This is a genomic window from Nocardia panacis (assembly GCF_003598715.1).
GTDB classification, from domain to species: Bacteria; Actinomycetota; Actinomycetes; order Mycobacteriales; family Mycobacteriaceae; genus Nocardia; species Nocardia panacis.
In genome coordinates this window covers 147839-169343 of the sequence record NZ_QZFU01000013.1, presented here as the reverse complement: position 1 = coordinate 169343, position 21505 = coordinate 147839, and the positions used below count along the sequence as shown (strand labels likewise).

Below are 21505 nucleotides of genomic sequence, written 5' to 3'. Positions count from 1 at the left end.
TCGTGAGTGCGGGTGAGTACCGGGAAGGTTCGTTCGAATGAGCGTGCGCCGCAACCTATCGAGTCCAGACGCCTGGCTGTCCGCGCTGGCGCGGATCTGGCGGCCGGTCGCGCTGCTGGTGGGCATCCTCGCGCTGTGGGCGTTGATCAGCGCCGCGCACCTGGTCGAGGACTATCTGATCCCCTCCCCCGGCCGCACCCTGTCGGTCGCGGTGGACAAGGCGGCGTATCTGGCCCAGCACAGCTGGGTCACCACCTACGAGACCGTGATCGGCTTCGTGCTGGCCGCGGTGCTCGGCGTACTGGCCGCGGTGGTGATGGTCTACTCGCGCACCGTCGAGCAGACCCTGTACCCGGTGCTGCTGTTCGCCCAGGTCATCCCGAAGATCGCCATCGCGCCGCTGTTCGTGGTGTGGTTGGGTTTCGGGCCGGGACCCAAGGTCGTCATGGCGGTGCTCATCGCGTTCTTCCCGGTGGTGATCTCCACGGTCACCGGGTTGAAATCGGTGGATCCGCAGATGCTCGAACTGGCCGACACCATGGGCGGTGGCGCGTTGCGCACCTTCGTCAAGATTCGGTTTCCGGCGGCGCTGCCGCACCTGTTCTCCGGTTTGAAGGTGGCGGTCACCCTGGCGGTGACCGGTGCGGTGGTCGGCGAATTCGTCGGCTCCAACGAGGGTTTGGGCTATGTGATCCTGCAGGCCAATGGAAATTTCGATACCCCGCTGCTGTTCGCGGCGCTGCTGGTGATGTCGCTGATCGGCATCATCGCCTTCGTCGCGCTCGATATCGCCGAACGGCTCCTGCTGCCCTGGCATGCCAGTCGCCGCGGCGAGGCCGTCACCACCACCCTCTAGCGGAAGGCCCCATCCCATGAAGATGAAGCGAATCCCATGGGCCGCATTGTTTTCGGCGCTGCTGTTGACCGCCGCCACCGCGTGCGGCTCCAACAGCGCCACAGGTTCGAAGAACGAAGCGGTCACCCTGACCCTGAACTGGTACCCCTACGGGGAGCACGCCCCGATCTACTACGGGGTCAAGCAGGGCATCTTCGCCAAATACGGCATCGATCTGAAGGTGCAGGCCGGGCAGGGCTCGGGCAAGACGGTGCAGGCGGTCGGCGGCGGACAGAGCGAATTCGGCTGGGCCGACACCGCGGCGGTGCTGTCGGCGGCGGAGAAGGGCGTCCCGGTCAAGAGCGTCGGGGTGTTCCTGCAGACCACCCCGGCCTCGGTGCAGTCCTTTGCCGAGAAGCGGCTGAGCAAGCCCGCCGATCTGCGCGGCATCAAGATCGCGGCCACCGCCGGTGACGCGCTGTCGAAGACCTTCCCGGCGTTCCTGCGCAAGAACGGCATGAACAACGAGGACGTGAAACTGGAGAACACCGACGCGGCGGGCAAGATCGCCGCGCTGCTCTCGGGTCGGGTCGACGCGCTGATCGGTTTCGCCAACGATCAGGGACCGACCATCCAGGAGAAGTCCGGCAAACCCATGTCGTATCTGCGGTTCTCGGATTTCAAGCTGAACTTCTTCGGTGACGGTCTGATCACCGCCCGTCAACAGTTGGCGCGCAAACCGGATCTGGTGAAGCGGATGGTGGCCGCGATGAGCGAGTCGTGGAGCGCGGCCGAGCGCGATCCGCAGGGTGCGGTGGCGGCCATGGCGGGCGCGTCGGAGCAGTTGCCGCCTGCGGCGGTGCTGGTCGACCAGTTCAAGACCACCCTGACCCTGCTGCACACCGAGGCGTCGAAAACCCTGCTGCCGGGCGCGAATACGGCCGTGGACTGGCAGCAGACCATCGACACGTTCAAGCAGACCGAGATCATCGGCACCCAACTGGATCTGGGCACGGTCTGGGCCGAAGATGTGGCCCCGACCCGATGAGCGTCACCGCAGTGCCCACCCGCGCCGTCGAGATCGACGCCGTGGCGGTGCGATTCCGCAGCAAGAAGCAGGATGTCACCGCGATCGGCGAGGTGTCGCTGGGTATCGCGCCCGGTGAGTTCGTCTCCCTGGTCGGTCCGTCCGGATGCGGGAAATCGACGCTGCTGAAACTGGTCTCGGGTCTGCTGACCCCCTCGGCGGGCGCGGTGCGGCTGCTGGGGCAGCCGGTGCGCGGTCCGCGCCACGATATCGGGTTCGTCTTCCAGCGGGCCGCGCTGCTGGATTGGCGCAGTGTGCGCCGAAACATCCTGTTGCAGGCCGAGATGCGCGGCATGGAGCCCGCTCTGGCGCGCGAACGCGCCGACGAGCTCATCGCCATGACCGGCCTGACCGGATTCGAAGAGGCACTGCCGCACGAACTCTCGGGCGGTATGCAGCAGCGGGTGGCGCTGTGTCGGGCGCTGCTGCACCGGCCGCGCGTCCTGCTGATGGACGAGCCGTTCGGCGCGCTGGACGCGTTGACCCGCGAGCAGATGAATGTGGAATTGCATCGCATCTGGCGCGAGACCGGCACCACGGTGCTGCTGGTGACCCATTCCATCGCCGAGGCGGTGTATCTGGCGAATCGGGTCGTGGTGCTTTCGGCGCGGCCGAGCACGGTGGCCGAGGAGATCGCGGTGCGGCTGCCGAAGATCAGGAACTATTCGGCCACCATGGCCGATCCGGCATTCGCGGCGGCGACGACGCGGGTGCGCGAATTGTTGGGTGCGGGAAGGGATCTGTAGTGAGTGAGCGCAGGCTCGGTGTGGTGATGAACGGTGTCACCGGCCGGATGGGCTACAACCAGCATCTGGTGCGTTCGGTGCTGGCGATCAACGCCGAGGGCGGGGTGGCGCTGGCGGACGGATCGCGGGTGCTGCTGGACCCGATGCTCCTCGGTCGCGACGCCGAGAAGTTGCGCGCCCTGTCCGAGCGGCACGGCGTGCGGCGGTGGACCACCGATCTCGCCGAAGCCCTGGCCGATCCGGAGGATTCGATCTACTTCGACGCCCAGGTCACCACGGCCAGGGTGGACGCGGTGCGGGCGGCGATCGCGGCGGGCAAGCACATCTACGCCGAGAAGCCCATCGCCGAGGACGTGCCCGCCGCGCTGGAACTGGCGCGGCAGGCCGCCGCGGCGGGCGTCAAGAACGGTGTGGTGCAGGACAAGCTGTTCCTGCCGGGCCTGCTGAAGCTGCGGCGGCTGATCGAGGGCGGCTTCTTCGGCCGGATCCTGTCGGTGCGCGGCGAATTCGGCTACTGGGTGTTCGAGGGTGACTGGCAGGTCGCGCAGCGCCCGTCCTGGAACTACCGCGCCGAGGATGGCGGCGGTATGGCGCTGGATATGTTCCCGCACTGGAACTACCTGCTGGAGAACCTGTTCGGCCGAGTGGAGGCGGTGTACGCGCGGACCGCGACCCATATTCCCGAGCGGGTCGACGAACAGGGCCGCACCTATCGGGCCACCGCCGACGACGCCGCCTACGGCATCTTCGAGTTGGCGGGCGGTGTTCTCGCGCAGATCAATTCGTCCTGGGCGGTGCGGGTGCATCGCGACGAACTGGTGGAATTCCAGGTCGACGGCACCGAGGGCAGTGCCGTGGCCGGGCTGCGGGACTGCCGGATCCAGCATCGGGGCGCGACACCGAAACCGGTGTGGAATCCGGATCTGCCCAACGCGCACTCCTTCCGCGACGGCTGGCAGTCGGTGCCCGACAACGCGGTGTTCGACAACGGATTCAAGGTGCAGTGGGAGATGTTCGTGCGCCACGTCGTCGAGGACGCCCCGTTCCCGTACGACTTCCTCGCGGGCGCGCGTGGCGTCCAATTGGCCGCCGCCGGACTGGAATCCGCGCGCGAGGGTCGCCGCGTCGAGGTTGCGGAGCTGACGCTGTGATCGCGCTGCCCACCGCGGCAGGCACACTCGAGCCTTATACCCTCCGGCCCCCGGTGACGTGGGCGCGCCCCGAGGGGCCGCCCGCGGCGCGGATCGCGTTCGCCGCCGCCCATGTGGTGGCCCAACCGTCGGCCGCCAACGCCCCCGGCGCGCCCGCCGTTTTGGACTGGGATGCGACGCTGCGGTTCCGGCGGCACCTGTGGGCGCACGGTTTCCGGGTCGCCGACGCCATGGACACCGCCCAGCGCGGGATGGGCCTGAACTGGGCCGCCACCGAGGAGTTGATCGCGCGTTCCGGTGCGGCCGCCGCCGAACTCGGCGACCCGTTCACGCTGCTGGCCTGCGGGGCGGGCACCGACAACGCCCCCGACGCCGCGAGCCTCGACGCGATCGTGGACGCCTACCGCGCCCAGATCCACGAGATCCGTTCCGCCGGAGCGCAGGTCATCGTGATGGCCAGCCGCCGCCTGGCGGCCCTGGCCACCGGCCCCGGCGACTATCGAACCGTCTACGACCGGCTGCTCGCCGAGGCGGACCGGCCGGTCATCCTGCACTGGCTCGGTGAGATGTTCGATCCGGCGCTGGCGGGCTACTGGGGTTCCGGCGACCGCGACAAGGCCACCGGCCACTTCCTGGATCTGATCGAGGCGCACGCGGACAAGGTCGACGGGGTGAAGGTGTCGCTGCTCGACGCCGACCACGAGGTGCGGTTGCGCGCCACCCTGCCCGCGGGTGTGAAGCTCTACACCGGCGACGATTTCCACTACCCGGAGCTCATCGCCTCCGGATCGCACGCGCTGCTGGGCATCTTCGACGCCATCGCCCCCGCCGCCGCTGCCGCCCTCGCGGCCCTGGACGCGGGCGATCTCGACCGCTACCACGCGATCCTCGCCCCCACCGTGGTGTTGTCCCGCAAGATCTTCGAGGCCCCCACCTTCCACTACAAAACCGGTGTGGTGTTCCTGGCCTGGCTCGCCGGACATCAGGACGGGTTCGCCATGGTCGGCGGCGCGCAGTCGGCGCGGTCACTGCCGCATCTGGCCGAGGTGTTCCGGTTGGCCGATCGGGCCGGGCTGCTGCCGGACCCGGAACTGGCCGAGGCCAGGATGGCGCGGCTGCTCGCGGTGCACGGGGTCGGCGTATGACCGTCGATGTGCCCGGCGGGCGTCCCGCCGCCCTGCCCACGCCCGGTCCGGGTGATCCCCGGTTGGCGCGACTGTCGTTGAACCAGTGGACGACTCGGAAATGGAGCGTGGCCGACGCGGTCGCGGGCTGCGAGCGGGCCGGTATCGCCTCCATCGGGCTGTGGCGGGAGAAGGTCGCCCAGTACGGGCTCGAAGCGAGCGCGAGAACCGTGCGGGCAGCGGGACTTCGGGTGTCGTCGCTGTGTCGGGCGTTCGGATTCACCGCCCCCGACTTCGATCTCGACGACGCGCGTCGCGCCGTGGACGAGGCCGCGACCCTCGGCACCGATTGCCTGGTGGTCGTCGCGGGCGGAATCGGTTCGGGCAGCAGGGATCTCGCCGGCGCCAGGGCCAGGCTCGCCGACCGGATCGGCGAGCTGGAACCCCACGCGCGCGCGGCGGGCGTCCGATTGGCGCTGGAACCGCTGCACCCGATGTACTGCGCGGACCGGGCGGTGCTGTCCACCTTGAAACAGGCGCTGGATCTGGCCGAGCGGTGGCCCGTCGAATCGGTCGGCGTCGTCGTGGACACCTTCCATCTCTGGTGGGATCCCGAGGTTTTCGCGCAGATCGCCCGCGCGGGCGACCGCATCGCCGGCTATCAGGTGTGCGATTTCCTGGTGCCGCTGCCGCCGGACCCGCTGCTGGGGCGGGGCATGATGGGCGACGGTGTCATCGACTTCCGGCCCTTGACGGCGGCGGTCGAGGCGGCGGGCTATCGCGGCGACATCGAGGTGGAGATCTTCAACGCCGACGTCTGGGCCGCCGACGGCGACCAGGTGCTGGCCACGCTGATCCGCCGCTTCGTCACCGAGGTGCGGTGAGCGCGGAACTCCTGTGGCGGACAACCCTTCCAGCGGCGGAACGCGCGGATGAACGACGCGGCCTCCGCGTAGCCCAGGCGCGCGGCCAACTGCTCGGTGGTCAGGTCGGTGTGGGTGAGCAATTCCTCGGCCATCATCTGGCGCACCTCGTCGAGCAGGGCGCGGAAGGAGGTGCGCTCCTCGTTGAGCCGCCGCGAGAGGGTGCGCGGACTCATGAACAGGCCGCCCGCCACCGCCGACTGATCCGGCAGCCTGCCAGGATCGCGCACCAGCACGTCGCGCACCTCGGCGGCCACCCCGGCGCGGGGGGCGCGCTGGTCGAGCAGGTCGCGGCAGAGCTGTTCGCAACTGCCGCGCGCCCAGTCCCCCGCGCGGGGCAGCGACAGGTCCAGACCGCGACCGTCGATGACGATGAGATCGGCGGTCGCGTCGAAAATCGGTGTCACACCGAAGGTGTCGCGGTAGCGGATGATCTCGGCCGGGGCCTGGTCGCGCAGCAGGACCCGCCGGATGGGCAGCGCGGTCTCGAACAGGTCGACCACGATGGTCTGCAGGCCCGCCATGGCGCGCTCGGTGAGGAAGGTGCGCAGCCGGGCCGGTAGTTCGGCGCTCTCGACCACGAGGCGACCCTCCTGGGTGTCCTCCTCGAAGACGAGTCCGCCGAAGACGAACGCCAACTCCAGACAGCGCAGCGCCACCTCCACGACCTCGCGCACCGTCCGGCTGCCCACCAGCGCCAGACCCCACGGGCCGTAGAGCGAGATATGGTGGCGCGCACCGGCTTCCAGACCCAAGCCCGGTTCGTCGCCGCAGTGGGCCAACAGGTTGCGCACCACGCGCAACTCCTGGCGGGCCGTCACCTCCGCATCGGGGGCGAGCACCGCCTCCGGGGTGAGTGTCGTGCCGGCGAAACATCGGTCGGGGTCGAGCCCGCGTTCCTCGGCCAGTTGCATGAGCACGTGCACGCCTGCCGTGCCGCGCCGGAAATCCCAGTCGAACATCTTCGCATCCTCGGTGAGGCATTGGTTGGCGCAATGTATCAACGCGTTCCGGATACGGCAGCGGTTCGGGAAAGATCTGTGACACCGGCTAAAACGCGTTCCCCCAACCTGATCCGCGCCACAAGATGGAAAACCGCTGTCGCGCTGCGGATTCGAGAAATAGTTCGACGTGCGTGCGGGTCGAATCGGATCCCGCTGAGCGGGACCCGATTCGACCGCGGTCGCCTTGCTATCCGTTCAACTGTGCTTGGAAGATCGCACGATTGAAGTAGGCGCGGGCCTCCCGAATCAGTCCGGCGTCATCGAGTTCGTACACGTTGATCCCGGACCAGTTCACCGGGACACCCGAGAGCGAGACGGCCGCACCGGACCAGGCGACCGCGACCCGGTTGCCGACAGTGTGCGCCTCGCGCGGTGTGAGACCCAGGAAGGGGCTGAAATTCGGCAGCACCGAGGCGATGAACTCGCCGATGGCGGCGCGGCCGACGATCGGCGGCTCGCCGACCGGGTCGTGGAAGACGCCGTCGGCGGCGAACGAGCCGGCCCAGGCGTCGGCGTCGCCGGACTGGGACGCGGTGAAGAACCGGGTGACGGCGGCGGGCATGGCGGGCATGGTCATGTTCTCTCCAAAGGGTTGTTGTTGTGACGTGCGGGATTTCATGCGGACAGCGCACTTCGGTCGTAGCGCCGTGCGAACGGGAGGGCAGCCAGTCCGGCGAGCGCGAGGACGGCCTGCAGCAGGCAGACGCCGGTCCAGCCGAAGGCGGTGTAGCAGGCCGCGGCCAGGGCCGCGCAGATCGCGCCGCTGAGGAAGACCGCGACCATGTAGACGGTGTTGGCGCGGCTGCGCGCCTCGGGGAGGTAGGCGAAAATCCTTGCCTGATTGGCGATCTGACTCCACTGGACCGCGATATTCACCGCGACGACGGCGACGATCATGCAGATCAGCCAGGTGCGGCCGAGGGCGTAGGCGGCAGCGGAGAACAGGGTGAGCGACAGGGCGGCGGTGACGATCGGCAGCGGGCCGCGGCGGTCGATGAATCGGCCCGCCCACGGCGCGGCGAACGCGCCCGCGAGACCGAGCACCCCGAACAGACCTGCCGCCGCCGTGCCGAAGTGGTAGGGCGCGCCGGTCAGCGCCAGCACCAGGGAGGTCCACGTGGCGTTGTAGGCCCCGAAGAGTGCGGCGTGCAGCAGACACGATTGGCGCAGCGCGGGTTCGGTGCGCAGCAGGCGCGGCAGCGAGGCGAGCAGGCCACCGTAGCCGAGGGTGTTCTCGCGGACGGATTCGCGCGGGATCAACACCACCGCCAGCAGACCGGAGATCGCGGTGAGCACCGCGGCCAGCACATACACCGCGCGCCAACCGAGCGCCTGGCCCACCGCGCCGCCGATCACTCGCGAACCGATGATGCCGGTCATGAGCCCGATCTGGACGTTGGCCACCACCGCGGCCCGGCGCCGCGGCGGTGCGAGTTCGGCGGCCAGCGGCACCAGGACCTGCGGGATCACGGTGCAGCCGCCGATCAGCGCGGCGGCCGCCGCGAGCAGGGACAGTCCCGGTGCGAGCGCGGCCGCCAGCAGGGCCAGCACCGTGGCCGTGAGCATGGCCGTCAGCAGCGGGCGACGGCGGCGCACATCCCCCAGCGGCACCAGGAACAGGATTCCGGCGGCATAGCCGAACTGGGCGCAGGTCACCACCAGACCTGCCGACGAGGCCGGGATGCCGAGGCCGCTCGCGAACAGCGTCAACAGTGGCTGGGCCAGGTACACATTGGCCACGGTGACGCCGCTGCAGATCGCCATGACGGCAAAAAGTAATGGGCGCGTGGATCTTTCGGGTATTTGTTCGGTGAGCACCATACCGGTCTCCAATCGAGCGAACTAGTTGGTTCGAAATGGTAGGAGCGCTTGCCTCAACTGTCAAACGAACCAGTTCGTTAGGTAGTCGCTGCGGCAACTTCTTTGTTTCGGTGAAACAAAATGATATATTTGCTTCGTGGAAGCAAATAAGAAGCAGGTTTCGGAGCTGGCGGGCATGACCGCGCGCTTCGCGGAGGCGATGCGGCAAGGCGCCTCGCGGGCGTTCGATCCGGTGCGGGTCGGCGTGCTCACGCTGGCGGTACAGTCGGGGCCGTTGCGTGCCGGTGAGATCGCCGAGCGGCTGGACGCGTTGCCGTCGTCGGTCACCAGGCACGTTCGCGCACTGGTCGATTCGGGACTGGCGCGGACCGCACCCGATCCGGCCGACGGACGAGCGGTGCTGGTCGAGGCCACCGATGCGGGTCGGGCCGAGCTCGAGCAGTTCACCGACATCGGAGAAGAGATATTCGGCGCGGTGATCGCCGACTGGTCCGCCGAGGATGTCGTGGCCCTCACCCGGCTGCTCGACCGGTTGATCGAGTCCTGGGCCGCGGTCGGGACCCAGCACCAGCAGCGAGCCGGATCACGAAACCCGAATCAATTCGGCTGGAGCCGATTCTGACGATGATTGGCGGAAATATTGTGATCAACAACAGTTCTCGTCCCTCGATCGCTATCGCGGGCGCCGGCCTGGCAGGTCTGTGCCTGGCGCAGTCACTGCACAGGGCCGGAATCGATGTGCGGGTATACGAACGCGACTCCGGACCGTTCGCGCGCCGCCAGGGCTACCGCATCACCGTCGACAAAGACGGCCGAGCCGCGTTGCGGCGGTGTGTTCCGCCGAACCTGTACGAATTGATCTCGACGGTCGCGGGTGCGCCCGGCGGATACTTCCGGATCACCAACAAGGATCTACGAGACGCCGTGACCGTGCGCTTCGACGAGAACATTCCCGACCAAGCAGCAGTCCAGATGGATCGCCAGACGCTGCGCGCGATTCTGCTGCGGGGACTCGAGGACCGGGTGCATTTCGGCAAGGGGGCGGTCGGCGTCGAACAAGACAGCAGCGGTGCGGTGCTGCATCTGTCCGACGGTGGTTCGACCCGCGCCGACGTGGTCGTCGGTGCCGACGGCGTCGGCTCGGTGCTGCGCGCAACCACGCTGCCCGGTCACGATCCGGTCGACTCCGGCATGTACGCCCTCTACGGGCGCACCCCACTGCGAGTCCGCGGTCGGTCCATGGTGCCGCAGGCTCTGACCAGCAGCGGAGTGCTCGCCATCGGCGACCGGCCGGGGCGATGCATGTTCTTCACCTCCATGCGTTTCGGTGAGCAGCCCTCGGCGGCCTTCCGGCGACTGGCACCCGGCCACGACGCCCCCGTGGACGACGACTATGTGATGTGGGGACTGGTCTTCTCCGGGGCCGACGATCCATTTCCCGATCAGCAGCCCACGTCGTCGCAGCTGCACGAATTCGCCGTTGGCTTGGTTGGCGAATTCCATTCTGTCGCAAAGGAACTGATCGCCGAGTCGCAGCCCGAATACACCATGAAAGTCAAACTCACGGCTGCCCCCCGCCCGCGTGGCTGGCAGATGTCGCGGGTGACACTGGTGGGGGACGCGGTGCACGCGATGCCACCCCTGGGGGCTCACGGCGGCAATACCGCATTGCGCGATGCGGCCCTGCTGGCAGAAAAGCTGGAACATGCTGTCGCGCACGGTGCATCACTCGAACACGCACTGTCGGCCTATCAAGACGAAATGGTGCCGTACGCATTCCAATCGGTCGACGAAGCATCCAAACAGCTACGGCGGCTGACGGGCAGCAATCCGGTCCAACGATGGATCCTGCTGCGAGCACTGCCGCGGCTACACCGCGCCACCGTCTCCTGACGGCCGCGGACCCCGGACGATCCGCGCGGCATCGACCCGATCAACGGCGATCGAGATTCGCGGTCCGACCCTCGGCACCAGTTTCGGCAGTACGCCCTTCGGCGGCGCGTGAACACTGGCTCCGGGAACAGAGAGTTCAGGTTCAACCGGTGGTCGCAACCAACACCCGAGGTCACGGAGGGTGCAGGGAAGGCCATTGGAGTGGATGCAGGAGGTGACCGGCCGATGCCGGTCACCGTCGCGAGCATCATTCCCTCGCCGAAATGGGGCACGCAAAAACCTCGTCGTTGCCCCCGACAGCGCTTTTCAGCCGAAGGCATCCGCGCTGCCCAAGACCGGCGCATGGCCGGAGCGAAGGCGGAGGTCCACGGATTGTCCGCAGGCCGATCGGGGCTTCGTGTCACTCACCGATCTCGGGGCATTTCCAGCGGTCGTAGGTGCCATAGTCGGCGTCGGCAAGACCCTGGCACCGGGTCGAGGTGATTCGCGTCGAATCATCGAATCGCACGATCAGAACGTAGCCGTTCTCCGGCGACCATTTGGCAGGCACGAGGACGATGCGATCCGCGCGCACTTCCAGCGAACGGAACCACTCGTACCGATAGCGGAACCTCTGCGCCTCAGTGGTTGGCAGCTTTGTCTCCCAGATGAGATCGGCGGTATCGAGGACGACAACCGTCTCGCGGCGCCACAGCCCGGCTGCGGTGTCCGTCGCCGCTTGCTTGCCGTGTTCGGTCGCGAAGATATGGAACTACTGCCCTTACTGCAGAAATTCGATCGCACCAAATATCTCGCCACATTCTCCATCCGCTACTCGACCGAGTTGGTTGGTCAGCCGGCAGCGAGTGTGCCCCATCATCAAACGAACCAGTTCGTTACACTGGGGACGTGGCATACGACTCGACAGCGACCAAAGAACGCATCCTCACCGCGGCGGCGACCGAATTCGCCGCCCACGGCGTGGCCGGAGCCCGCGTCGACCGGATCGCCGCCAACGCCAACGCCAACAAGCGCGCCATCTACGACTACTTCGGCGACAAGCAGGCCCTTTTCGGCGCTGTCCTCGAACGTCTGCTCACCGACCTCGCCGCCGCCGTCCCGCCCGGCGAGGATCCGGACCTCGGCGCCTACGCGGGCACGTTGTTCGACTACCACCACGCACACCCCGAGGCATTGCGGTTGCTGCTGTGGGAGGCACTGGAAATGGGCGAGGACCCCGTGGTGGACGAGCAGGCGCGCACCCGCCACTACCTCGACAAGATCAACGCCGCCGACCGCGCCTCCTCCCCCGACGAAGACCCCCGCACCCTGCTCTTCTTCACCCTCGGCCTGGTCGGCTGGACCCTGGCGATGCCCCAGTTGCGCCGCATGATCCTCGGCCCCGACTACACCCCCGAACGCCTGCGCACCGCCGTCACCGCGGCCGTGCGCAATCTCGCCGCACCACCCGACTGACCGGGTCCCGTCCCGAGGGATCGCGAGCGGCCATCGCGGTGACGCGAATTCCGCGGCCTCGCCGCCCTGCACGGCCTGACCCTCGAATCGATTCGAGACCTGACCGACCAGCGCTGCCTGCTGGAGTTCCGTCGGTGGTAGGTTCGCCGCCATGCCCAGCCCGGATGACAAAACCATCGGATTGTCCCTGGTCACCTACCAGAGCGCGGAGGATCTCCCCGGCTTCTTGGAAACCCTCGAGGCGGCGGTGCGGCCCTACGCGGTGGAGGTGGTCGGTGTCGACAACGCGTCCACCGACCACAGTGCCGACATCGTCGCGGAGTTCGGCGGCCGGGTGATCCGCAATACCCGCAATGTAGGGCTATCGGCGGCGATCAACCAAGGGGCCGCCGCCTGCGGCGGGGACTGGATTCTCGTCGCGAACCCCGATACCCGGCTCGCGCCGGGCTCGATCGCGGCACTGGTGGATACCGCCGCCGCCGATTCGCGTATCGGCATGATCGGCCCGCGCATCGCGCGGTTGGACGGAACCCCCTATCCGAGCGGGCGGCGCTTCCCCTCGCTCGCGGTCGGGATCGCCCACGCCTTGCTGGGCGGGGTCCGACCGGGCAATCCCGCGACGCGCCGCTACTTCGGCGAACCGGTCGCCGAGGTCGGCGACGTGGACTGGATCTCGGGATGCTGCATGCTCTTTCGCCGCGAAGCCTTCGACGCCGTCGGAGGTTTCGACGACCGGTATTTCCTCTACTTCGAGGAAACCAAGATGGCACTCGACATGCATCGCGGCGGGTGGCGGGTCGTGCTGAATCCGAACGCGGAGATCCGGCACCGCGAGGGCGGCAGCATGCGGTCCGCGCCGCTGCGCAAGATCCGCACCCACCACCGCAGCGCGCTGCGCTTCTTCTGCGACTTCCACCGGGGCACACCATGGTTGGTGTTCGCGCCGCTGGTCGCGGCCGGTCTGCTCGTGCGCGGGGCGGTGGCGCTCGCGCGCAAGGCGCTGTCGGACCGTTGATCGAGCGCTGCGCGGCCCTGCCGAGCAGCTTCGACCCGGCTGTTCGGCAGGGCTCAGGAGGCGGCTTCCGCGGTGGCGATGGTCTGGAGCAGAACGTTCCTGGCCGCATCGATATCGGCCGATCGCTGCTCGAGGGTACGCAGCCTGCCTCGGAGAGCGTCCAGCACGCCGGGGCAGGGAAGTACCGCGGCCTCGGCATTGGTACAGGGCAGAACCTGGCGGATGGTGCGGGTCGGTAGGCCTGCCGCGAGCAGAGCCCGAATCCGCAGCACCGTCGCGGGAACGGTCTCGTCATAGGTTCGGTATCCGTTGGCTAGGCGCTCGGACCGGAGCAGTCCCGTCCGCTCGTAGTAGCGCAGCAGGCGTTGGCTCGTCCCGGTCCGTTCGGCCAGTTCTCCGATGAGCACCGACATTCCTCTCGCGCTTGACCTTCCAACAGTGTCAAGGAACAACAGTGGACCTGCCCTGCCGCATTCCCGCGGCACGTCTCCCTGGAGGAACCTTTGATCATCGATGCCCACAGCCACGTCCACGACCCGGTCGAAAGCCACCTCGCCGCCCTGGACGCCGCGGGAGTGGATCGGGCGGTGCTCTTCGGCACCAGAGCACATCCGGAACGAGCCGTCGATCTCGAATCGCTGCGTCGTGAGATGGGCGTCCTCGACAACGCCCTGGCAGGCGGTGTTACCGCCGTCGACAGCTATCGCACCGCCTGGGCGGAGTTGCATCGGACCCTCGCCGCGCACCCGGACCGGTTCGTCGGATTCGGATCCGTGCCCGTGGACCTGCCCGAGGACGACATCGCGACTCTGATAGACCGTGAAGTGGTGGGCCGCGGACTGCGCGGCATCGGGGAACTCACGCCGCCCGCGGGTGCGGCGGGCCGGATCGAGCCCGTGCTCGCCGCGGCCCACGACCACGGCGGGCTGCCCGTAGTGGTGCACGGATACGCTCCCACCACCGCGGCAGATCTGCGCGCTTTGTCTCGTCTCGCCACGCGATATCCGAAGGTTCCGCTGGTGATCAGCCAACTCGGCGGGACGAACTGGATGGCGGCGATCGAGCTGGTCCGCGACACACCGAGTATGTATTTGGAATTGTCCACGGCCAACATCATTTTCGCGGTGCGGCTCGCGATCCGAGAGATTCCCGAGCGGACGTTGTTCGGCTCGGATGCTCCCTACGGTGATCCGGTGCTCGCCCGCACCACCGTGGAACGCGTCACCCCACCCGGCGAGGTGCGTGAGCTGGTGCTCGGAGGAAACCTGAGCAGAATCCTGGGCGTCCTCTGAACCCACGACCTCCTGCGGGCGAGGGACAGCGGTGATCAGAACGGTGTGTGGCGGATCTGCTCGGTAATCAGACCGAAACAACCTCGGGCTCAGGTATTTTCACCGACTCACGCGGTACCGCCAAATAGGACGGACCGAACCCGGCCAGACTCAGCAGCGCGGCAATCCATCGGGTCCAGCGCAATCCACCGGAGGCGACGATCGCGCCGCCGATCACCGATCCCGCCGCCGCGCCAGGGTTGAACGCGCCCACGTTCACCGCGACCGCCAAGGTCGGTGCGGCACCGGCAACGCGCGTCCGCCTGAAGGGTCACTCGGCGACGACGAGCCCGATCTGCCGGGCGAAGGCCGCAGCGAGATCCATCAACTGCGCCGGGCTGACGGTGGCCCCGCGCAACGCCTCGAGACTGCCCGCGACACGCAACGTCCGCGTGCCACGCAGATCGACCTCGCTCAATGTCGCACCCGTGAAATCGATCTCGTCCAGACTGGACCCCGCGAATCCGACCTTGGTGAGCTTCGCCTGCCCGAAATCGGTATTCCGCAGCACACAATCGACGAACTCCACCTCGCGCAGGACGGCGGCCCGGAAATTCACCGACTCGAATTTGCAGCCCTCGAACCGCACTCGCCGCAGCCCCGCCCCGCCCGCGTCGACCCCGGCGAGGGCGCCGATCAGCATTTCCACATCCTGCCAACCGGTGTCGGACACATCGGTGCCCACCCACCGCACATCCCGCAACCACACATCGCTGAACCTGGCGTAGCGCAGACTCCCCCGCTCCAGCGCCACATCGGTGAACACCGACTCCGAGAAGCGGGCGTGCTCGGCCTGGATCGCGCCCAAATCCCCGGTGAAGTGGGTGTATTCGTACTCGCCCTCGTGTTCGGGTGCGGCATCCGACGCCGTCAGGTGACGCGCGTAGCGCAGGTCGGCGAGCTGATGGGGCATGGCGGACCTCTCGGGACGGCTGCGGGAACCCGATCCACCCTAGCCGACACGTCCGAAACGTCCGGTCGGGGGCAGTGGCGCGGGCGGTATCGATTCGCGCCCCGACGGCGCGCGAATTGGCTAGTGTCCGAGGCGATCCCCGCGCGGATCGTGGCGGCGCGGCCACCCCGTGCCCCGCGGTCCGCACCCTCAACTCTGTCGATCGGAGAACCCGTTGAGGCGCAAGACCCTCCCCGCGCTCGGTGCGGCGGCACTCATGACCGCGATGCTCGCGCTGACCGCGTGCGGCTCCGGTGGCACCGCCGAGTCCGATATCGTCACCGCGAACCTCGCCGAACCGCAGAATCCGCTGCTGCCCGCCAACCAGAACGACAACAACGGCAGCCGCATCGTCGACCGGCTGTTCGCGGGCCTGAAGTACTACGATGCCGACGGAGCCGCGCACAATGAGGTCGCCCAATCCATCGACAGCACCGACCGCGTGCACTACAGGATCGTGCTGAAGCCGGATTGGAAGTTCTCCGACGGCACGCCCGTCACCGCGCGCTCCTTCGTCGACGCCTGGAACTTCGCCGCCCTGGGCAGCAATGCCCAGATCCAGAGCTACGTCTTCAACGGCATCCTCGGCTACGACGAGGTCAGCGCGAAAAACCCGACCGCGCAAACCATGTCGGGCCTGCAGGTGGTCGACGACCGCACCTTCACCGTAGCCCTGAAGAGTCCGTCGATCGATTTCGAAGCCGAATTGGCCTACGCGCCTTTCTATCCGCTGCCCGCCGTCGCCTACAAGGATCTGAAGGCGTTCGGGGAGAACCCGATCGGCAACGGACCCTACAGGTTCGCGCGCACCGGGGCGTGGGAACACAACGTGAAGGTCGAACTCACTCCCAACCCGGACTACAAGGGAGCCCGCCCGGCCAAGAACAAGGGCCTGCGTCTGGTCATGTACCAGTCCTACGACACCGCGTACGCCGATTTGCAGGCCGGCAATCTCGACGTCTTGGACACCATTCCCGACAGCGCGCTGTCGACCTATCAGCAGGATCTCGGCGACCGCGCCATCCGCAAACCCACCGCTCAGAACCAGCATGTCGGCCTGCAACCCACCCTCGCGCATTTCGGCGGCGAGGAAGGCGTGCTGCGGCGCAAGGCCATTTCACTGTCGGTGAATCGGGATCAGATCTGCGACAAGATCTTCCACGGTAGTCGCGTTCCCTCCCGCGACTTCACCGCCAGCACCCTGCCCGGCTTCGACCCCAAGCTGCCCGGCTCGGACCTGTTGACCTACAACCCGGCCGAGGCCAAACGCCTGTGGGCGCAGGCCGACGCGATCTCGCCATGGTCGGGCACCTTCGCGATCGCCTACAACTCCGACGGCAATCACCAAGCCTGGTCCGAGGCCGTCGCCAACAGCGTCAAGAACACCCTCGGCATCGAGGCCGTCGGCTCCCCCTACCCGACCTTCAAGGATATTCGCTCGGCGATCAGCGCCCACAAGATCGACAAGGCGTTCCGCTACGGCTGGCAGGGCGACTACCCCACCATGCTCGAATTCCTCACCGCCAACTACTACAGCACCGCTGGCTACAACAACACCGACTACCACAATCCGGAATTCGACCGCCTGATCGACGCCGCCCTCGCCGCGCCCTCCGAGCCCGATTCCTACAAACTCGTCGCCCAGGCCCAGACGCTGCTGCTGCGCGATATGCCCAGCATTCCCCTGTTCGACTATGTCGCCAGCGCGGGCCGTTCCGTCAAGGTCAAGAAGGCGGCGCTGACCTGGAACGGGCAGTTCGACTTCGAGAATATCGAGAAGTAGTGCGAAACGCCCTGCCGTGCAGGGCGTTTCACTCCGGAATCGGCCAGTTCGACAGGGTCCGGTCCAGGGCGTCGAGGACGGCGCGCCAAGTGTCGGCGGCGGGACGGGAATGCGCGAATCCGCCCGCCGCCTCCAGCGTCGCGAAACCGTGGAACGTGCTGCGCAGCAACCGGGCCGCATCCAGGTGCGCCGGTTCGGGCAGGCCGTAGCCGCGCAACATGGCATCGACGAGGTCGACACTGCGGCGCAGCTCGGGGGCGTCCGCGAGATCGGCCGGATCCATCCGGATCTGCGTCGCGGCGTAGCGGCCGGGATGATCCAGCACATATCCGCGATACGCGTCGGCGAAGGCGAACAGCGCGTCCCGCCCGGCCCGTCCCGCGATGGCCTCGGCGATCCGATCGTTCAACTCGCCCCCGGCCAGCAATGCCACCCGCACCCGCAGATCCCGCAGATTGCGCACGTGCACATACAGACTCGGGTCCTTGACCCCGAACCGGCGCGCCACCGCCGACAGCGTCAACTGCTCGAACCCGATCTCGTCGGCGAGTTCGGCGGCGGCGGCGACCACCCGTTGCACACTCAGCCCCGCGCGCGGTGACACGCCGACCTCCTCCCTGCTCAGGAAAAACCTAAGCCTAGTAGGAGCCGGACTCGGGCAACAAAAAAAGAGGCAGCTCGCTGCCTCTTTCCACCTCCAACATATACCCGACCCCCTGGCTTGCGGCAAGACCGGGGTGATGGCGCAAAATCGCTGGTCGACGCCCACACATGATCGAACGGGAGGCGACCATGACCGACGACTACACCGACGAACTCCGCTCCGAGCAAACCTACGTCGAGGGCCTCTACACCCGCCTCGACGCCGAGCGAACCGCCGCCAAAACCCACTACCGCGCCGCACTGCGCGGCAATGGCGCCACGCTGCTGGACCGCGACGCCGAAGTCCGCACTCTCGGCAAGCGTGTCCAGCGCCTGGATATCGCCGACAACGGCCTGTGCTTCGGCCGCCTCGACTCCGAGACCGGCGAACACACCTACATCGGCCGCATCGGCCTGTTCGACGAAGCCAGCGAATTCGAACCGCTGCTGCTGGACTGGCGCGCCCCGGCCGCCCGCCCCTTCTACACCGCGACCGCCGCCACCCCGGAGCACATGCGCCGCCGCCGCCAATTCCATGTCGGAGACCGCAGCGTACTGGACTTCACCGACGAGGTGTTCGGCCGTCCCGGCGCGGGCGAACGCGGCGACGCGGCCCTGCTCGCGGCCCTCGACGCGCCGCGCGGGCCGGGTATGCGCGACATCGTCGCCACCATCCAGGCCGAACAGGACCGCATCATCCGACTCGACCATCAGGGCGTGGTGGTGATCGAAGGCGGTCCCGGCACCGGGAAGACGGTGGTCGCGCTGCATCGCGTCGCCTACCTGCTCTACACCCAGCGCGAACGCATGGAACGCCACGGCGTGCTGGTCGTCGGCCCGAATCCGGCCTTCCTGCACCACATCGGACGCGTACTACCCTCACTCGGCGAGACCAATGTGGTCTTCATGACCACCGGCGACCTGATGCCCGGCCTGCACGTCACCGCCGAGGACACACCCGAGGCCGCCCGATCGAAGGGTTCGCGCGAAATCCTCGACGTGCTGGCGGCCGCCATCGCCGACCGGCGGCGACTGCCCGCGGACCCGATCCCGATCGAACTGTCCGACACCACCGTTCGCCTCGACGCCGAGATCGTCGGCTGGGCCGCGGACGAGGCGCGCGCGAGCGGACTCCCGCACAACACCGCCCGCGCCACCTTCCTCGAAGTCCTGACCTGGGCGCTCACCGAGCGAGCCCTCTCCCGGATCGGCCGGGGCTGGCTGAGCAGGAACGACCGCGACGCGTGGGAGAACCTGCGCGCGGATCTGCGCGCCGAACTCGCCGACAACGCGCACTTCACCAAGGTCGTGCACGACCTGTGGCCGATCCTGACCCCCGAGACGCTGCTGTCCGAACTGCTCGGCTCCCGCGACCGGCTGCGCGCGGCGGGCGCGGATCCGGCGCTGTGGCGGGAGCGGGGCGACGCGTGGACGGTGTCGGATGTGCCGCTACTGGACGAGCTGGTCGACCTGCTCGGCCCCGACACCCCGCCCGACGACCGCGCCGAACGCGCACGCGACGCCGAAACCGAGTACGCCGCAGGAGTATTCGACGTCCTCGTCGCTCGGGAGGACATGATGGACGACGAGGACCACCTCTTCGCCACCGACCTGCTCTACGCCGAGGACCTGGCCGAACGCTTCCTCGAACGCGACACCCGCGCGGTCGCCGAACGCGCCGCCGCCGACCGCGACTGGACCTACCGCCACATCGTGGTGGACGAGGCGCAGGAACTGTCCGAAATGGATTGGCGGGTCCTGATGCGCCGCTGCCCAAGCCATTCCTTTACGGTGGTCGGCGACCTGGCCCAGCGCCGCTCCCCTGCCGGGGCAACCTCGTGGGCCACGATGCTCGAACCCTACGTACCGGGACGCTGGGCCTACCGATCCCTCACGGTCAACTACCGCACGCCCGCCGAGATCATGGCCGTCGCCGCCGCCGTACTGGCCGACTTCGCGCCGGAGGTCGGGCCGCCGGACTCGGTGCGCGCCTGCGGCGTCCGCCCCTGGTCCCGACAGGTCACCGCCGACGACATGCCAAGTGCCATCGAGCAATTCGTGCGCGAAGAAGCCGAACACGTGGGAACCAGCGTCGTGATCGGCCCGGAGGGTGTGCCGGGCGCGGTGCCACCCGCTCAGACCAAAGGTCTGGAATACGACGCCGTACTGGTGGTGGAACCGGAGCGGATCCTCGCCGAAGGACCCCGCGGCGCGGCCGAACTCTACGTCGCGCTGACCCGCGCCACTCAGCGACTGGGCGTCCTGCATCGAGAGCCGCTGCCGCGAGCGCTGGCCGGACTCGCGTAGCGCGTGTTGCTACCGAACAGAAGGACTTTCGTCTGGTAACCCTGAGTGTTCCGGTCGCCGCGGCGACCATCCGAAGCACTGAGAGGAGCGTTATGCGTGTCGCGATAGTGGCTCTGAGTGTGCTCGCCCTGACAGGATTCGGCTCCACCATGGCCCAAGCGGCCACCTGCTCGGCTCTCGTCGCCGAGACCAGGAACGATCTCAGCAACGCGGGGGCGCCGACCTCGCACACCCGATGGCAGGACGTCCGCGACGACGCCCAGCGCTTCGTCGACAGCCACCAGTGGAACGGGTCGGCGACCCGGAAATTGCAGTCCGATATCCAGAATCTCGACTCGACCTGCGCGGCTTAGGAATTCAACTGTTGCCGTAGACCCGCTGCGGGTGCACCATCACGACGGTGCGGCGCTCCTCGACCATCACCCGGTCGTATTCGTCCCAGTCGTCATGCGTGCCACCCGCGGCGGTGAACACCTCGCGCAGCAGCAGCCGCAGTCGCTCGGCATCGATACCGGGGGCCGGATCATCGGGACCCACGATCCACACCGGCCCCTCGACCGCCGCCCACTGCCACCCGGCCCGCACCACCACCGTCATCCGCGGCCTGGCCCGCAGATTCGCCAACTTGCGCGTGCCACCGACCAGCACCATCCCCACCGCCCCCTCCCCCGTCTCGGGATGCGGCAGCACCCCCGCGTTCACGACCGACGATTGAATCGTCTTGTCGGCCCGCAGCGTCGACACCACACACAGTCCCTTGTCACCGGCGATGAGCCGGGCGAAATCGGCCAGATCGGTCACGCTCGGGAGTCTAGCGCTCAACCATCACCGAATTCCGGATTCGCCCCGCTACACCCGGTCCAACACCGAACGCAGCCGAGGCAGGGTTCCTTTCCACCCGCGCTCCATGGCATTGCGCGCCATCTTCTGCCTGCGGTCGCTGATATCGAATCCGGTCTGCGTCAAGAGGAATCGGGTGCCGCGTCCCTGGGGGCGAACCTCCCAGTCGACCACCCAGCGCGCCGGGTACTTTGCGCGCAGGTCGACCCACCGCAGCGTCAACTGCTCGGCGGGGCGGGCCGTCAACACCTCGCAGGCGATCTCGGCGGACGGTTCGGTGGGCATCGCGAAGATGAAGTGGGTGCCCACCTCCGCGTCGAATCCGACGGACCGCATGAGCCATTGCTCCAGCAGATCGGGTTCGGTCAGCACCCGCCACACAGTGTCGGGCGGGTGTGGGAAGAAGTGACCGATCTCGACCGCCGCGGGGTTCAACTCCGAATCCGACATCATCGGCGCACCGCCTCAACAACGAATCCACCCATGGCCACCAGCATTCCATGATCGTTCGCTCCGACGTGGGAGTTGGCCGAAGACGTGGCTCACGCGGGTCGCCAGAAGGTGAGACCCGCGCGCGGATTCGCCGCCACCCACGG

The 21505-nt window shown here is 67.9% G+C and carries 24 protein-coding genes; 14 read left to right on the top strand and 10 right to left on the bottom strand.

From position 1 onward, the window contains the following. Positions 1 to 37: 37 nt before the first annotated feature. Genes D5S18_RS05765 through D5S18_RS05740 form a run of 6 tightly spaced genes read left to right on the top strand, consistent with a single transcriptional unit; the run spans position 38 to position 5827 of the window. The gene (locus D5S18_RS05765; RefSeq protein ID WP_120038745.1) at positions 38 to 856 is read left to right on the top strand and encodes an ABC transporter permease; all 819 of its coding nucleotides are present in this window, start codon (positions 38 to 40) and stop codon (positions 854 to 856) included. 22 nt (positions 857 to 878) lie between these two features. Beyond that, complete coding sequence (locus D5S18_RS05760; protein ID WP_203236608.1) at positions 879 to 1883, top strand: ABC transporter substrate-binding protein; 1005 nt, start codon at positions 879 to 881, stop codon at positions 1881 to 1883. Then, positions 1880 to 2668, top strand: coding sequence for an ABC transporter ATP-binding protein (locus tag D5S18_RS05755; protein ID WP_120038741.1), 789 nt, complete (start codon positions 1880 to 1882; stop codon positions 2666 to 2668). Before D5S18_RS05760 ends, D5S18_RS05755 begins: the two co-directional genes overlap by 4 nt. Further along, positions 2668 to 3819 carry a Gfo/Idh/MocA family protein gene (locus tag D5S18_RS05750; RefSeq protein ID WP_203236607.1) on the top strand — a complete coding sequence of 384 codons (1152 nt, stop codon included), beginning with the start codon at positions 2668 to 2670 and terminating at the stop codon, positions 3817 to 3819. Before D5S18_RS05755 ends, D5S18_RS05750 begins: the two co-directional genes overlap by 1 nt. Continuing rightward, a complete protein-coding gene (locus D5S18_RS05745) occupies positions 3816 to 4964 on the top strand; it encodes a dihydrodipicolinate synthase family protein (RefSeq protein WP_203236606.1) in 1149 nt (382 codons plus the stop codon). The genes D5S18_RS05750 and D5S18_RS05745 overlap by 4 nt, the downstream gene beginning before the upstream one ends. Continuing rightward, positions 4961 to 5827 carry a sugar phosphate isomerase/epimerase family protein gene (locus D5S18_RS05740; RefSeq protein ID WP_120038739.1) on the top strand — a complete coding sequence of 289 codons (867 nt, stop codon included), beginning with the start codon at positions 4961 to 4963 and terminating at the stop codon, positions 5825 to 5827. Before D5S18_RS05745 ends, D5S18_RS05740 begins: the two co-directional genes overlap by 4 nt. Here the strand turns inward: D5S18_RS05740 and D5S18_RS05735 are convergent. From D5S18_RS05735 to D5S18_RS05725, 3 genes are all read right to left on the bottom strand, one after another. Next, positions 5719 to 6828 carry an AraC family transcriptional regulator gene (locus D5S18_RS05735; RefSeq protein WP_120038737.1) on the bottom strand — a complete coding sequence of 370 codons (1110 nt, stop codon included), beginning with the start codon at positions 6826 to 6828 and terminating at the stop codon, positions 5719 to 5721. The two genes, D5S18_RS05740 and D5S18_RS05735, sit on opposite strands and share 109 nt — an antisense overlap. Before the next feature lie 229 nt (positions 6829 to 7057). Further along, complete coding sequence (locus D5S18_RS05730) at positions 7058 to 7447, bottom strand: nuclear transport factor 2 family protein (protein WP_158607806.1); 390 nt, start codon at positions 7445 to 7447, stop codon at positions 7058 to 7060. A gap of 38 nt (positions 7448 to 7485) precedes the next feature. Continuing rightward, positions 7486 to 8634: an MFS transporter gene (locus D5S18_RS05725; protein ID WP_158607805.1), complete on the bottom strand. Its 1149-nt coding sequence runs from the start codon at positions 8632 to 8634 to the stop codon at positions 7486 to 7488. 193 nt (positions 8635 to 8827) lie between these two features. Here D5S18_RS05725 and D5S18_RS05720 point away from each other — a divergent pair, with 193 nt between their 5' ends. Together D5S18_RS05720 and D5S18_RS05715 are read left to right on the top strand one after the other, a co-directional pair. Beyond that, entirely contained in the window at positions 8828 to 9313 is a 486-nt protein-coding gene (locus tag D5S18_RS05720; RefSeq protein WP_120038731.1) for a MarR family winged helix-turn-helix transcriptional regulator, read from the top strand. Between the two features lie 20 nt (positions 9314 to 9333). Then, positions 9334 to 10584 (top strand): FAD-dependent oxidoreductase, encoded by a 1251-nt coding sequence (locus D5S18_RS05715; RefSeq protein ID WP_203236605.1) that lies wholly within the window; start codon positions 9334 to 9336, stop codon positions 10582 to 10584. Positions 10585 to 10984: 400 nt separating this feature from the next. Here the strand turns inward: D5S18_RS05715 and D5S18_RS34755 are convergent, their stop codons facing one another. Continuing rightward, positions 10985 to 11134 carry a hypothetical protein gene (locus D5S18_RS34755; RefSeq protein ID WP_158607804.1) on the bottom strand — a complete coding sequence of 50 codons (150 nt, stop codon included), beginning with the start codon at positions 11132 to 11134 and terminating at the stop codon, positions 10985 to 10987. A gap of 338 nt (positions 11135 to 11472) precedes the next feature. On the opposite strand from D5S18_RS34755, the gene D5S18_RS05710 reads away from it, so the two are divergent. Both D5S18_RS05710 and D5S18_RS05705 read left to right on the top strand, forming a co-directional pair. Continuing rightward, positions 11473 to 12039: a TetR/AcrR family transcriptional regulator gene (locus tag D5S18_RS05710; protein WP_120038729.1), complete on the top strand. Its 567-nt coding sequence runs from the start codon at positions 11473 to 11475 to the stop codon at positions 12037 to 12039. Positions 12040 to 12190: 151 nt separating this feature from the next. Beyond that, on the top strand, positions 12191 to 13054 hold the full coding sequence (locus D5S18_RS05705) for a glycosyltransferase family 2 protein (RefSeq protein WP_120038727.1): 864 nt from the start codon (positions 12191 to 12193) through the stop codon (positions 13052 to 13054). Positions 13055 to 13107: 53 nt separating this feature from the next. Here the strand turns inward: D5S18_RS05705 and D5S18_RS05700 are convergent, their stop codons facing one another. After that, positions 13108 to 13461: a MerR family transcriptional regulator gene (locus tag D5S18_RS05700; RefSeq protein ID WP_120038846.1), complete on the bottom strand. Its 354-nt coding sequence runs from the start codon at positions 13459 to 13461 to the stop codon at positions 13108 to 13110. Between the two features lie 96 nt (positions 13462 to 13557). Here D5S18_RS05700 and D5S18_RS05695 point away from each other — a divergent pair, with 96 nt between their 5' ends. Beyond that, positions 13558 to 14346, top strand: coding sequence for an amidohydrolase family protein (locus D5S18_RS05695; protein WP_120038725.1), 789 nt, complete (start codon positions 13558 to 13560; stop codon positions 14344 to 14346). A gap of 67 nt (positions 14347 to 14413) precedes the next feature. Here D5S18_RS05695 and D5S18_RS35235 read toward each other — a convergent pair whose 3' ends face one another. Next, positions 14414 to 14605 (bottom strand): hypothetical protein, encoded by a 192-nt coding sequence (locus tag D5S18_RS35235; RefSeq protein ID WP_203236604.1) that lies wholly within the window; start codon positions 14603 to 14605, stop codon positions 14414 to 14416. Positions 14606 to 14656: 51 nt separating this feature from the next. Next, positions 14657 to 15298, bottom strand: coding sequence for a pentapeptide repeat-containing protein (locus D5S18_RS05685; RefSeq protein ID WP_120038723.1), 642 nt, complete (start codon positions 15296 to 15298; stop codon positions 14657 to 14659). A 214-nt stretch (positions 15299 to 15512) separates the two neighbouring features. Here D5S18_RS05685 and D5S18_RS05680 point away from each other — a divergent pair, with 214 nt between their 5' ends. Further along, positions 15513 to 17120, top strand: coding sequence for a peptide ABC transporter substrate-binding protein (locus D5S18_RS05680; protein WP_439651084.1), 1608 nt, complete (start codon positions 15513 to 15515; stop codon positions 17118 to 17120). Positions 17121 to 17148: 28 nt separating this feature from the next. On the opposite strand, the gene D5S18_RS05675 is transcribed toward D5S18_RS05680, so the two are convergent. Continuing rightward, complete coding sequence (locus tag D5S18_RS05675) at positions 17149 to 17724, bottom strand: TetR/AcrR family transcriptional regulator (protein WP_239003559.1); 576 nt, start codon at positions 17722 to 17724, stop codon at positions 17149 to 17151. A 188-nt stretch (positions 17725 to 17912) separates the two neighbouring features. Between D5S18_RS05675 and helR the strand changes: the two genes are divergently transcribed. Next, positions 17913 to 20069, top strand: coding sequence for an RNA polymerase recycling motor ATPase HelR (gene helR / locus D5S18_RS05670; protein ID WP_120038843.1), 2157 nt, complete (start codon positions 17913 to 17915; stop codon positions 20067 to 20069). 92 nt (positions 20070 to 20161) lie between these two features. Next, positions 20162 to 20422 carry a hypothetical protein gene (locus D5S18_RS05665; RefSeq protein WP_120038721.1) on the top strand — a complete coding sequence of 87 codons (261 nt, stop codon included), beginning with the start codon at positions 20162 to 20164 and terminating at the stop codon, positions 20420 to 20422. 4 nt (positions 20423 to 20426) lie between these two features. Here D5S18_RS05665 and D5S18_RS05660 read toward each other — a convergent pair whose 3' ends face one another. Together D5S18_RS05660 and D5S18_RS05655 are read right to left on the bottom strand one after the other, a co-directional pair. Beyond that, on the bottom strand, positions 20427 to 20870 hold the full coding sequence (locus D5S18_RS05660; RefSeq protein ID WP_120038719.1) for a TIGR03618 family F420-dependent PPOX class oxidoreductase: 444 nt from the start codon (positions 20868 to 20870) through the stop codon (positions 20427 to 20429). 48 nt (positions 20871 to 20918) lie between these two features. Beyond that, entirely contained in the window at positions 20919 to 21362 is a 444-nt protein-coding gene (locus D5S18_RS05655) for an SRPBCC family protein (protein ID WP_120038717.1), read from the bottom strand. Positions 21363 to 21505 lie beyond the last annotated feature (143 nt).

What these genes read in the sequence shown, in the direction of transcription:
- D5S18_RS05765 (WP_120038745.1), top strand. Translation starts at nt 38, where the DNA reads ATGAGCGTGCGCCGCAACCTATCGAGTCCAGACGCCTGGCTGTCCGCG.
- D5S18_RS05760 (WP_203236608.1), top strand. Translation starts at nt 879, where the DNA reads ATGAAGCGAATCCCATGGGCCGCATTGTTTTCGGCGCTGCTGTTGACC.
- D5S18_RS05755 (WP_120038741.1), top strand. Translation starts at nt 1,880, where the DNA reads ATGAGCGTCACCGCAGTGCCCACCCGCGCCGTCGAGATCGACGCCGTG.
- D5S18_RS05740 (WP_120038739.1), top strand. Translation starts at nt 4,961, where the DNA reads ATGACCGTCGATGTGCCCGGCGGGCGTCCCGCCGCCCTGCCCACGCCC.
- D5S18_RS05735 (WP_120038737.1), bottom strand. Translation starts at nt 6,828, where the DNA reads ATGTTCGACTGGGATTTCCGGCGCGGCACGGCAGGCGTGCACGTGCTC.
- D5S18_RS05730 (WP_158607806.1), bottom strand. Translation starts at nt 7,447, where the DNA reads ATGACCATGCCCGCCATGCCCGCCGCCGTCACCCGGTTCTTCACCGCG.
- D5S18_RS05725 (WP_158607805.1), bottom strand. Translation starts at nt 8,634, where the DNA reads ATGGCGATCTGCAGCGGCGTCACCGTGGCCAATGTGTACCTGGCCCAG.
- D5S18_RS05705 (WP_120038727.1), top strand. Translation starts at nt 12,191, where the DNA reads ATGCCCAGCCCGGATGACAAAACCATCGGATTGTCCCTGGTCACCTAC.
- D5S18_RS05685 (WP_120038723.1), bottom strand. Translation starts at nt 15,298, where the DNA reads ATGCCCCATCAGCTCGCCGACCTGCGCTACGCGCGTCACCTGACGGCG.
- helR (WP_120038843.1), top strand. Translation starts at nt 17,913, where the DNA reads ATGACCGACGACTACACCGACGAACTCCGCTCCGAGCAAACCTACGTC.
- D5S18_RS05665 (WP_120038721.1), top strand. Translation starts at nt 20,162, where the DNA reads ATGCGTGTCGCGATAGTGGCTCTGAGTGTGCTCGCCCTGACAGGATTC.
- D5S18_RS05655 (WP_120038717.1), bottom strand. Translation starts at nt 21,362, where the DNA reads ATGATGTCGGATTCGGAGTTGAACCCCGCGGCGGTCGAGATCGGTCAC.